Annotated in this window: 11 protein-coding genes; 6 read left to right on the forward strand and 5 right to left on the reverse strand. The window is 64.9% G+C overall.

Annotation, left to right across the window (positions count from 1 at the left end):
• Positions 1 to 6: 6 nt before the first annotated feature.
• Entirely contained in the window at positions 7 to 750 is a 744-nt protein-coding gene (locus tag AC1Q6E_RS09685; RefSeq protein WP_296556827.1) for an IclR family transcriptional regulator, read from the reverse strand.
• Between the two features lie 224 nt (positions 751 to 974).
• Positions 975 to 1,958 carry a Bug family tripartite tricarboxylate transporter substrate binding protein gene (locus tag AC1Q6E_RS09690; protein WP_492572629.1) on the reverse strand — a complete coding sequence of 328 codons (984 nt, stop codon included), beginning with the start codon at positions 1,956 to 1,958 and terminating at the stop codon, positions 975 to 977.
• A 244-nt stretch (positions 1,959 to 2,202) separates the two neighbouring features.
• Between AC1Q6E_RS09690 and AC1Q6E_RS09695 the strand changes: the two genes are divergently transcribed.
• Complete coding sequence (locus AC1Q6E_RS09695; protein ID WP_492572630.1) at positions 2,203 to 2,691, forward strand: nuclear transport factor 2 family protein; 489 nt, start codon at positions 2,203 to 2,205, stop codon at positions 2,689 to 2,691.
• On the opposite strand, the gene AC1Q6E_RS09700 is transcribed toward AC1Q6E_RS09695, so the two are convergent.
• Complete coding sequence (locus AC1Q6E_RS09700; protein WP_492572631.1) at positions 2,669 to 3,436, reverse strand: LysR family substrate-binding domain-containing protein; 768 nt, start codon at positions 3,434 to 3,436, stop codon at positions 2,669 to 2,671. The two genes, AC1Q6E_RS09695 and AC1Q6E_RS09700, sit on opposite strands and share 23 nt — an antisense overlap.
• On the opposite strand from AC1Q6E_RS09700, the gene AC1Q6E_RS09705 reads away from it, so the two are divergent.
• The 3 genes from AC1Q6E_RS09705 to AC1Q6E_RS09715 all read left to right on the forward strand — a co-directional run bounded on the left by AC1Q6E_RS09705 (position 3,388) and on the right by AC1Q6E_RS09715 (position 6,240).
• Entirely contained in the window at positions 3,388 to 4,368 is a 981-nt protein-coding gene (locus AC1Q6E_RS09705) for a tripartite tricarboxylate transporter substrate-binding protein (RefSeq protein ID WP_152798499.1), read from the forward strand. The two genes, AC1Q6E_RS09700 and AC1Q6E_RS09705, sit on opposite strands and share 49 nt — an antisense overlap.
• Positions 4,369 to 4,382: 14 nt before the next feature.
• Entirely contained in the window at positions 4,383 to 4,742 is a 360-nt protein-coding gene (locus tag AC1Q6E_RS09710; RefSeq protein ID WP_152798498.1) for a cupredoxin domain-containing protein, read from the forward strand.
• Between the two features lie 61 nt (positions 4,743 to 4,803).
• The gene (locus AC1Q6E_RS09715; protein ID WP_492572632.1) at positions 4,804 to 6,240 is read left to right on the forward strand and encodes a hypothetical protein; all 1,437 of its coding nucleotides are present in this window, start codon (positions 4,804 to 4,806) and stop codon (positions 6,238 to 6,240) included.
• 9 nt (positions 6,241 to 6,249) lie between these two features.
• Here AC1Q6E_RS09715 and AC1Q6E_RS09720 read toward each other — a convergent pair whose 3' ends face one another.
• Both AC1Q6E_RS09720 and AC1Q6E_RS09725 read right to left on the reverse strand, forming a co-directional pair.
• Positions 6,250 to 6,744, reverse strand: a complete 495-nt coding sequence (locus tag AC1Q6E_RS09720; protein ID WP_296556830.1) for a Cif family virulence factor — start codon at positions 6,742 to 6,744, stop codon at positions 6,250 to 6,252.
• On the reverse strand, positions 6,734 to 7,204 hold the full coding sequence (locus AC1Q6E_RS09725; protein WP_152798495.1) for a hypothetical protein: 471 nt from the start codon (positions 7,202 to 7,204) through the stop codon (positions 6,734 to 6,736). Before AC1Q6E_RS09725 ends, AC1Q6E_RS09720 begins: the two co-directional genes overlap by 11 nt.
• 269 nt (positions 7,205 to 7,473) lie before the next feature.
• Between AC1Q6E_RS09725 and AC1Q6E_RS09730 the strand changes: the two genes are divergently transcribed.
• Both AC1Q6E_RS09730 and AC1Q6E_RS09735 read left to right on the forward strand, forming a co-directional pair.
• Positions 7,474 to 8,079 (forward strand): hypothetical protein, encoded by a 606-nt coding sequence (locus AC1Q6E_RS09730; RefSeq protein WP_296556831.1) that lies wholly within the window; start codon positions 7,474 to 7,476, stop codon positions 8,077 to 8,079.
• Between the two features lie 58 nt (positions 8,080 to 8,137).
• Positions 8,138 to 10,246, forward strand: a complete 2,109-nt coding sequence (locus tag AC1Q6E_RS09735; RefSeq protein ID WP_152792917.1) for an LVIVD repeat-containing protein — start codon at positions 8,138 to 8,140, stop codon at positions 10,244 to 10,246.
• Positions 10,247 to 10,327: the final 81 nt, after the last annotated feature.

The following is a 10,327-nucleotide window of genomic DNA, read 5'->3' on the forward strand; positions in this document are numbered from 1 at the left end:
TCCCGTTCAGCCGGGAAAGCCCAGCGTCGCCGAGATCGCCTGCGCGTGCTCCTGCAGCAAGGCGATGATCCGCTTGGGTGGCGCCTTGGCCAATCGCACGGCCAGGCCCGTCACGCCTATCGCCGCCACGCACTCGCCGCCGGCATCGCGAATGGGCACGGAAATGCCCATCACCCCCTCGGCCCACTCTTCGTTGTTGACCGCGTAGCCGTCGCGCCTGACCTTCGCCATGATCTTCTCCAGCGCGGCCCGCGTCGTCGGCGTGTTGGGACCGAAGCTCGGATAAGGCTCGGCCAGCGCATCCAGCACGGACTCGGACGAAAACGCCAGCAGCACCTTGCCCGAAGCCGTCGCATGCATGGGCGCCTGCCCGCCCGTCTTCGCGTTGACCCGGATGCGGTGGGTACCCTCGACCACGTCCAGGTACACGATGCTGTCCCGGTCCAGGGCGGCCAGGTACGAGGTCTCGCCCAGCTCGTCGCGCAAGGCCACCAGGGCCGGCCGGGCCAACGCCGCCACGTTGTAGCGCTCGCGGATGCTGCTGCCCAGCGTCCAGGTCTTGAGCGTGGGCATGTAGCTCGCATCGGGCATCTGGCACACATACCCCAGATGCATCAGCGTGTTGAGCAGGCGATGGACATTGCTTTTCTGCAGCGCGGTCTCGCGGGTCAGTTCGGACAGGCTCACCGGCCCGTCGTGCTGGCACAGGCGCTCGAACACCTGGAAGGCTTTGATGACTGTTTTATCCATTCGCGGGCTAGATTTTCGTGTGGCGCAGGAGGCGCGGCCAATCATAGCAAACGCGCCTCGCGGCACCGCACTATCGCCGCGATGACAGTGCCAGCGCAAAGCTCGCTCCAGCAGCAGGTCTCGGGCAATGATGACCGCGCGACTTGGCCGGTTCCATTCAATCCAGGATGCCGACCATCCCCTGGCGGCGGAATCGCCAAATGCCCCTACGTGGCGACACAACCTCACTCAGGGCGAATGTTCGCCTTCTTCACGATCGGCCCCCACTTCGCCCGTTCGCTATCTATCCATCGGGAGAATCGTGCCGGCTCCCCGCCCTCTATCTCATAACCAGCCTCGACGAGATGCCTATGAACAGCGTCGTCTTTCATGGACTCGTTGAACGCGGTATTCAAGCGATCGATGATCGGTGCGGGCGCTCCTGCCGGAACCATCACCCCGTTCCAAGAGCTGACCTGATACCCCGGAACCCCTGCCTCTGCGATGGTGGGTATCCCCGGCAGCACATTGGAACGTTTGGAACTCGTCACTCCGATCACGCGCAACTTTGTCCCTTTTAGTTGAGGTGCGGCGACAACCGGAACGACGAACAAAGCGTCTACCTGTCCCCCGAGTATGGCGGTCATGGCCGGTCCGCCGCCGCGGTACGGAACATGCAGAAGATCCGCACCGGTCATCTCGGCAAACAGCACACCGGCCAGATGGTTGATCGATCCAGGCCCCGAAGAGCTATAAGTAAGCTGCCGTGTCCTGGCGAGCTGTATGAACTCGCGAACACTCGTCACACCCAGGCTGGTGTTGACGAGCAGGGTCAGCGGCACCTGAGTCAGGAAGATGACGGGCTCAAAATCGCTTTGTTTCCAGTTCAATTCTGGATAGACGAACGGATTTATGGACAACGTTCCGGAGTAGCCGAAAGTGATTGCGTACCCGTCGGCCGCCGCAGTCGCTCCAATGGCGGTTCCAATATTTCCGGCCGCCCCGCCACGGTTATCAATGACCAAGGGTTGACCCAGAATCTCTCCGGCCCTTGCATTGACCATCCGAGCCATCAGATCCGCTCCCCCGCCCGGAGGCCAGGGGACTATCCATCGGATAGGGCGGATCGGATACGCCTGCGTGGCGGCATCTGAACGCCGAGCCGAACCAACGAACGGGGCTGCCACTACGGTGCTGGCCAGCCCCCGCAAAACGGTGCGTCTCTGCATGTCGCCTCCTCATCCGGGCAGGTGGTTTCTTCTTATTGACGGTTGACCTTGTGTCGACGAATACGACGCTTGGTTAGCCTGTTCGAAGACTAACACCGGTTCCGATCATCAGTCAAAGTTTCAATAAATGAAACCAAAGTGACGGGCTGCCAGTTCTGCCGAATACTTCCGCGGACCTTCGGTTCCGTTTGGCTCCAGATGGAAAACACCTCTTTGAGAAATCAATTACAGCGAGGAGAACGCCATGCCGCAGCATCAGGACACATTGCAGCGTCTTCTGGATCGTGCCGCGATCGAAGACGTCATCACCCGGTACTTTCATGGCATCGATCGATGTGACCCGGGATGCGTCCGCAACTGCTTCACAGAGGACATCTGCGCTTCATATGACGGCAGAGAGGAGGTCAAGGGTATCGAGCCTCTTATGGATTCCATGAATACTTTCAAGCGCCATAAGGCAGGCACGGTCAGGATCACCACGCATTTCATGGGGAATCTGAATTTCTGCTCGCTCTATGAAAATGCGGCGGAAACAGAGACAAGCGCCATTGCGTTTCTTGCCATGGCCGACGAAATGGGCACGATTCTAATGCGCAGCCTTCGATATCTGGACCAGCTAAGACGAACATCGGATGGATGGAGGATCTGCGAGCGTGTCCATACGCTGGACTGGAGCTGCGAGACGGCGGCCACCTTTGCGAACACGCTCGCTACCCGACGGATGAGTCGCTGACAGGACGACGGCCCGCAGGGGCGCGCCCAGGGCGCCGTGGCGGACGATGGCCCGTTCCACCGCGTCGGCGGTTGCCGGCGCACCGGGGCGCAGGTACGGGATGACGGGCATGTGGCCGACTTTCATGACGAAGCAAGGCTTGACCGGCGGCAGCAGTGCGACAGGACATTGACCACGGCGGCCGATGCCCCGCTGCGCGGATGGACGACATCGATGCGTGTCTCCAGCAGGCGGCTGCTCCCCCGATCGGCACCCGGACCACGCCGCGATGCCCGCTCGCCGCCGTGGACCCCGGTATCAGCGCGGCCCCCAGGCGGCCGGCGACCAGCGCCATGATCATGTAGATGTGCGCCGCCTCCTGGACGATGTTGGGCTGGAAGCCGGCTTCGATGCAGGCCCCGACGATCCGCTGATGGAAAGCGGGGACCCGGTCGGCGGAATAGGAAACGAATCGCTCCCGCGCCAGCGCCGCCAACGGAATCGAACGCCGCGACGCCAGGGGGTGGTCATCGGGCAGCACGGCGCACAGCCGGTCGACCAGGACATCGCCGGCACGTCCGCCCGCCTTCGGGACAGCTTCAGCATCGCGGCAACGGGTGTAGCGTTCACCTGAAGTGAACGACTTAACGATTGTGCGTCTTCTGCGCCGCTCACGCTCTCGATAGGATCGCCCTTTCACATCCTGCGAGACGACCCATGAAGCGTCTGTCCACGATCGCGATGGCCATGGCGGCCACCGCCGCACTTCCCGCCTGGGCCGAATATCCCGAGAAGCCGGTAACGCTCGTCGTGCCGTTCGCCGCCGGCGGGCCGACCGACAAGGTGGCACGCGACTTCGCGGAAGCGCTGCGCAAGCAATTGGGCAACATCGTGGTCCTCGTCGATAACGCCGGCGGCGCCGGCGGTACGATCGGGGCCGCCAAGGCGGCGCGCGCCCCCAACGATGGCTATACGCTGCTGCTGCACCACGTCAGCCTGGCCACCTCGCCCGCGCTGTACAGCAAGCTGCCCTACAAGACCCTCGACGACTTCGAGTACCTGGGCATGGTCAACGAAGTGCCGATGACCGTCATCAGCACGAAGAAACTGCCCGCCAACGACTTCGCCGAACTGCGCAAGTGGCTGGACGGCCACCGTGGAAAGATCAACCTGGCCAACGCCGGTGTCGGCTCCGCCTCGCACCTGTGCGGACTCATGCTCCAGGATGCGCTCAAGGTCGAGATGCAGCCCATTTCGTACAAGGGCACCGCGCCGGCGATGACCGATCTCATCAGTGGCCAGGTCGATCTCATGTGCGACCAGACCACCAACACCACCGCGCAGATCGAGGCCGGCATGGTCAAGGCGTTCGCGGTGACGACCCAGCAACGGTTGAAGACGCCGGCGCTGGCCGCGCTGCCCACCCTGGATGAAAGCGGGCTGAAGGGCTTCAACGTCACGATCTGGCACGGCCTCTTCGCCCCCAAGGGCACGCCCAAGGCGATCACCGACAAGCTGAACTCGGCGCTGAAGCTGGCGTTGAAGGATCCCGTCTTCGTGAAAAGCCAGGAAGGGCTGGGCGCGGTCATCATCAACGACGCCCGGGTCAACGGCCCGGAACAGAAGAAATTCGTCGAGGCCGAAATAGCGAAATGGGGCGCGGTCATCAAGGCCACCGGCCAACAGTACGTGCAATGAAGACGGGGACGGCCATGACGGACCATACGCGCCGGCGGCTGATTGCATGGATGGCGGTGGCGGCGTTCGGCGGCACCGCCGCCACCGCCGCCGCGGCTTCCACGCAAGCCTTTTCCATCGCGATCGTTGGCGGCCGGGTCCAGGGCGACGAGACGCTGAAGGTACGCAAGGGCGACCAGGTCCGGGTCAGCATGACCAGCGACCAGCCGATGATGCTGCACCTGCACGGCTACGAGATCGAGGTCAAGGTCGAACCGCCGGCGCCGGCGCTGCTGGCATTCAAGGCCGATCTGGCGGGCCGCTTTCCCGTGCACGTGCATACCCATGGGGCTGGCAATCATCGTGCCGTGCTATTCATCGAAGTCCATCCATAGCGGCGCGGCGCCGAGCAGATCCCTATCGCGAGGATTGAGCGGGGCATTTCCGGTTCTGGCCATGGCAACCGCCACGCCCGAAGCGCATGCGCACGGATTCGGGCAGCGCTTCGATCTGCCGCTGCCCCTGTGGCTGTGGCTGACCGGGGCCGGCGCGACCATCGTGCTCACCTTCGCGGCGCTGGCGCTGTTCGCGCGCCAACGCGACTTCGGCGCAGCCTTCCTTCGAAGCACCGATCTGCTGCGGTTCTCCCTGCTGCGCCGCCTGGCCCATCCGCTCGCTGCCGTACTGCGCACGGCCAGTTGCGCGCTGTTCCTGCTGACCCTGGCCACCGGCTTCTACGGCAATGCCGACGCGTACGCGAACCTGACCGTCACGATGGTCTGGGTGCTGTGGTGGGTGGGCATGGCCTTCTTCTGCGCGCTGGTCGGCGATCTGTGGGAAATCGTCAACCCGCTGCCCACGCTGTATCGCGCGGCCGTGCGCATGATCGGCTGCCGGGAATCGCTGGGCTGGACCTACCCGGCGCGCTGGGCCGCGTGGCCGGCGGTCATCTTGTTCTTCGCCTTCGCCTGGGCCGAACTGATCTGGCAGGACAAGGACGTGCCGGGCGCCATCGCCACCGCCCTGCTGGCGTATTCGGTGCTGGGCTGGATAGGCATGCTGCTGTTCGGCGTGGAGGCCTGGCGCCGCCAGGCCGACGCATTCGCGATGGTGTTCCGGGTGCTGGGCCGCTTTGCGCCTCTGGAAATACGCGGTTCGACACCGGACGAACCCGCGCGCCTGCGCCTGCGCCCCTACGCCGCCGGGCTGCTGACGAAGGAGCCGGTGTCGAATTCCGTGGCGGCCTTCGTGCTGCTGATGCTCGCAACCGTTACCTTCGACGGCTTCCACGAGACGCCCCTGATGGATCGCATCGGAACCGCCGCGCAGATGTCGCGTCCCGTGGCCGAGACACTGTTCGCGCTTTCCTCCGTGACGGCGCTGGACGAGACACAGTGGCTGAACACCTTGCTGCTGTTGCTGTTCCCGATCGCCTTCGTGCTGATCTTTCGCGGGGTCAGTGCATGGATGTTGCGCCTGGCCGGCGAAACGGCCCACGCCGGCCGTGCCCAGGCGGATCTGAACGCAATGGTCTGGAGCCTGGTGCCGATTGCCGTGGCCTACCACCTGGCGCACTACGCGTCGCTACTGCTGACCACCGGCCAGTTCATCATCCCCCTCGCGTCGGATCCGTTCGGCTGGGGCTGGAATCTGTTCGGCACGCGCGGGCGCGCCGTCGACCTGGGCATCCTCAGCCCGGCCGTCTACTGGTACGTCGCGGTCACGCTGATCGTCGTCGGCCATGTGCTGGCGGTCATCGTCGCGCACGTGGAAGCGGCGCGGCGTTTCGCCAGCCACCGCGCGGCGCTGACAAGCCAGTTGCCAATGCTCGCGCTGATGGTGGCCTATACCAGCCTGAGCCTGTGGATCATGGCCCAGCCCATCGTGGGCTGATATCCGATATCAGGGCGCGGGGCGCTGCTGCTGCGCCTGCGCCCAGGACTGGAAGTCGCTTTTATCGCTCGACCAATGCAGGTGGACGATGCGGAAGCTGTCGCCGACACGCCGCACGATCGCCGTCTCCAGCGTGACCTGGTCGATTTCCCGGCCGTTGGGCAGCTTGCCGGTAACGCGGTAGGTGCTCAGCACCCAGCGTTCGTTGCCGCTGCCGCCCAGGCGCCTGGCCTGCAGTTTCCAATCGGAAATGGCGGCCATGTCGATGTCGCTCGGCAGATGGCTCAACGCATAGGCTTCGACCGTCGCGTCCATGGTGCCGAACTCGAATACGACCAGCCCGCGGTCCAGATGCGAAAGCGCCGCGCCCGTATCCTTGCGCTTGAGGGCGGCATGGAAGCCGTCGACCGCATCGGCGGGCAGCTTCCCGCTCTGCGCCCATGCCGTGCCGGCCAGCGACAGGCTCGCGGCAACCAGCAGCGCGCGCCCCCGTTCAGGCCACACGCTGCATTTCCTTGTCGTCGCCGCGCGAGGTTGCCGGCGGGTTGGGATCGAGTTCTTCGACCACGAACAGGTCGCCCGCGGCCATCCCTTCCAGCGATCCGTCCTTGCTGCGCACGGTGATCGCGTCCGCGGTATTGCTCTGGACCCAGTAGACGTTCCCGAAACGCGCGCCTTTCAGCACGGTCAACCGCCAGCCGCGCAGTGCATTGGGTGCGGGCGGCACCGCTTTCGGGCCAAGCGGCTGGAGACGCAGCGTGTAGATCCGGCCCGCCTTGTTGGCCGAGCCAAGACCCGTCACCTTGCCGGGAAAGCGCCGCAGCACGGGATCGACGATCGGGTCATGGCCGGCGAGCAGCACGCCACCGCGCCACGCGGGATCGGCCGAGGCATCCAGCGCCAGCAGCAAGGCGCCCGCCATCAACGAGGCCCGAGCACCGCTCGAGATCCATTTCAGCAACATCGTCGTCCCCGTCCTTGGCTTGAAGGCTCGCAGTATCAACCAGCGCCGCGAGCGCGTGCAAGAGGGAGGTGCCGGCCGCCAATCCGGGCCCGTGTGCGATGCCGGCATCGCCTGAACGCGTGGGAACCAGCATTCGCGCGGGTTTTCGGCCGGTACAACAGCCCTGGCCTGCCGGCCGCAAGGCCGGGCTGTTCACCTGTGCCGAACGAGTTAACCGCCAGTTGTCTTCCGGCGTACGGAGGCCCGCGTCTATAACCGGGGCCACGGCCATGGTTCACACGACTTCGGTGATCCGCATTGATGAATTTGAACAACATGACATGCAATCTTCCCTGACAGAGAGAAAACCTTGGCCGTGGTGGCTCCTGGCCACGATCGTTGCCGTACTGGCGGGGATGTGGTGGCAACCATGGCACGACGATCCGGCCGAGCCGGCGACGGCCTGGGTTCCGGACTCCGCGCCGATGTGTGCCTCCAATACGGATGAATCCACCGCCTCCCTCCAGGCCGCGACGACCTCGCCCGTGCCGGCGTTCAAGCTGGAGGGCACGGTCGTCGGCGGCGCGGGCAGCTTCGCGATGGTGCGGCACACGACCGATTCGCGGCTGTTGCAGCTTCGCGTGGGCGACCGCGTCGATGACTTCGTCGTTACCGGAATCGAATCCGGCAGGGTCGTGCTGACCGGCACGGGGGGACCTGTCGCGATCGAGACCTGGACCCAGGCAGCCGCGGCCCCGGCCCCTGCCCCGGCCCCCGCCGCTGCAAAACCGCTTCCACCGGCCGGCGCCGAGGCGCCCCCTCCCCTGCTTCCCATCGAGCAACTCCCCGAGGCGTACAGAGGGCCCGCGCCCGGGAACGAAGTCGAAGGGCATTGACCCGAACACTCCCCGCTCCGCTTACCCACAACCACTCTGAAACGAGAGGAGACACCCAGTGAAAACGCATCTAGGCCTATCGATGGCCGCCCTGGCCACGGTCGCGTTGATCGCCGCCTGCGGCAGCGACGACAACCCGGTGCCCGGCACGGACAAACCCGTCGCCGGCGACCCCATCCCGGCCAAGAAGATCGACTACTGCGAACCGGGCCCCGGGGACCAGCCCGAGACCGGCCTGCGTGGCGCGATCCCCGCGGCCGATCGCGGCCCCTCCAAGAACGACATCACCTTCAAGGGTTTCTGGTGCGGCGCCCGCAAGGTCGCCCAGCACAAGCTGTTCGATCGCGGCGCCTTCGGCGACCTGCAACTCAAGGACCGCTGCGCCTACGCCTCCCGGCGCGACGGCACCAAGGATGCCCTGGGCCAGCCGATTACCGACCAGAAGCAATACGTCGGAACCATCGTGTTCGACATGAAGACCCCGACGAAGATGGTCATCACGCCCGACGACGATCAGGTCGGCCACGCTTCCTTCGACCCGGCCGGCCCGAACCCGTACGGGAAGGTCCTGCGCACGCCCGCGATGATCCGCGCCTATTCGGCGCTCGAACTGCAGGGCAACATCATGATCGGCGCCTACAAGGACAACGGCCCCACCGTGGACGGCAAGGTCACCAACCCGCTGGACGTCTACGACGTCAGCGACTGCCTGCACCCCGTTCCGCTCAGCACCACCTACAACACACCCCAGGGCAACCACGACGGCTGGCTCACGCCCGACGGCAAGACCTACTACGGCATCCCGTTCAGCGGCGATCCGATCATCGGCCGCGGCAACGTCGACAACGGCAACAAGAACCAGGTCGTTCCCGAGGCCGTCAATCGCATCGACATGCATGTGACCGACCTCTCGGATCCCAAGAAACCGAAGGCCCTGCTGAACTGGAACCGCCTGGACCTGCCCCAGGCAGTCCAGGACAACCTGGGCTGGAAGATCCTGAACACGACGCACTTCCACGACGTCAGCACCAACGACGATGGAACGCGCGTCTACATGGCGCTGTATGGCGGCACCAACTCCCTGGGCGGAGGCAACAAGACCGCCATCGAGGCACGAACCCAGCGGTGCGGCAACGGCCTGCTCATCATGGACTCGAGCGACGTCGTCAAACGGGTGCCCAACCCGAAGTTGAAGTACATCAGCTTCGTCTCGTGGTGCGACGAGAAGCAGATGATCGACCCCGACTTCGGCAACGGCGAGACGGCCTCGGCCCATGCGACCGAATGGGTGCGCCACGTCAACGGCAAGGAATACATCGTTTCGACCGAAGAGTCGGGCGGTGGCCTGGGCGGCACGCCTTCGGGAATCTGCGGGCACCAATCCTACGCCCGCATGATCGACATCTCGGACGAGAAGAACCCGCAAGTCGTCGGCACCTACAAGTCCGATGCCAACAAGCCCGAGAACTGCGAGAAGAACCTGGCCGAGGATACCTGGGCAGGCATGACGCACTATCTCGGCTTTGACGACCGCAGCAACATGCGCCTGGCGGTCTATGCGAGCGCCTACGGCGGCATGCGCTTCGTGGACTGGAAAGACCCCACCCATCCCATCGAAGTCGCTTACTACATCAAGGAGCGCAACACCAGCGACCAGATGGATTTCACGCGTCCCGACCCGCGCTACGACACCGAGAACTGCCTGTACTACACCGGGTGGAACCAGGGCGGCCTGGTATCGGTGGAGCTGACCAACCCCGAATACAACGCCTGCATGAGCCGCAGCGCGAGCGTCAAGGGGAAGGTGGCTTCGGCCAAGGGCAACCTGGAGGTCACCGTGGAAGCCAGCCGCAACGGCAACGGCGCCCCCGCCGTGGCCAGCATGACGCTGAAGGGCCAGGGCCACGACGCGCAACTGACCTCGGTGACGCGACTCGGCTCGGCCATCGATGCCAGCGGCGACATCACCGCGACCCGGAACTCGGTGCAGATCGACGGCAGCGGCACCTTCGACGGCAAGCCGGCGACGTTCCGCGTCCTGGTGCAGGACAACAGCAACAACACCGGCATCTTCTCCTTCACCTGCACGTCGGGATGCGACTTCTCGACCAGCGGCTACATGGACAACAGCGGTGACAACAAGCTGGCGGTAGGCCAGAAGGGCTGACGGACCCCGGCGGCGGCACGCCGTTCGAAACAGACCGGCAAGCCGCCGCCCGGGGGCGGAGCGGGGGGCGGGGGGGCAGAA

This window comes from Pigmentiphaga sp. MLSB6-MA01, from assembly GCF_058793475.1.

Bases quoted from the DNA above. Each gene is read 5' to 3' on its own strand.
- AC1Q6E_RS09685 (WP_296556827.1), bottom strand. From the start codon at position 750: ATGGATAAAACAGTCATCAAAGCCTTCCAGGTGTTCGAGCGCCTGTGC.
- AC1Q6E_RS09690 (WP_492572629.1), bottom strand. From the start codon at position 1,958: ATGCAGAGACGCACCGTTTTGCGGGGGCTGGCCAGCACCGTAGTGGCA.
- AC1Q6E_RS09695 (WP_492572630.1), top strand. From the start codon at position 2,203: ATGCCGCAGCATCAGGACACATTGCAGCGTCTTCTGGATCGTGCCGCG.
- AC1Q6E_RS09705 (WP_152798499.1), top strand. From the start codon at position 3,388: ATGAAGCGTCTGTCCACGATCGCGATGGCCATGGCGGCCACCGCCGCA.
- AC1Q6E_RS09710 (WP_152798498.1), top strand. From the start codon at position 4,383: ATGACGGACCATACGCGCCGGCGGCTGATTGCATGGATGGCGGTGGCG.
- AC1Q6E_RS09715 (WP_492572632.1), top strand. From the start codon at position 4,804: ATGGCAACCGCCACGCCCGAAGCGCATGCGCACGGATTCGGGCAGCGC.
- AC1Q6E_RS09725 (WP_152798495.1), bottom strand. From the start codon at position 7,204: ATGTTGCTGAAATGGATCTCGAGCGGTGCTCGGGCCTCGTTGATGGCG.
- AC1Q6E_RS09730 (WP_296556831.1), top strand. From the start codon at position 7,474: ATGGTTCACACGACTTCGGTGATCCGCATTGATGAATTTGAACAACAT.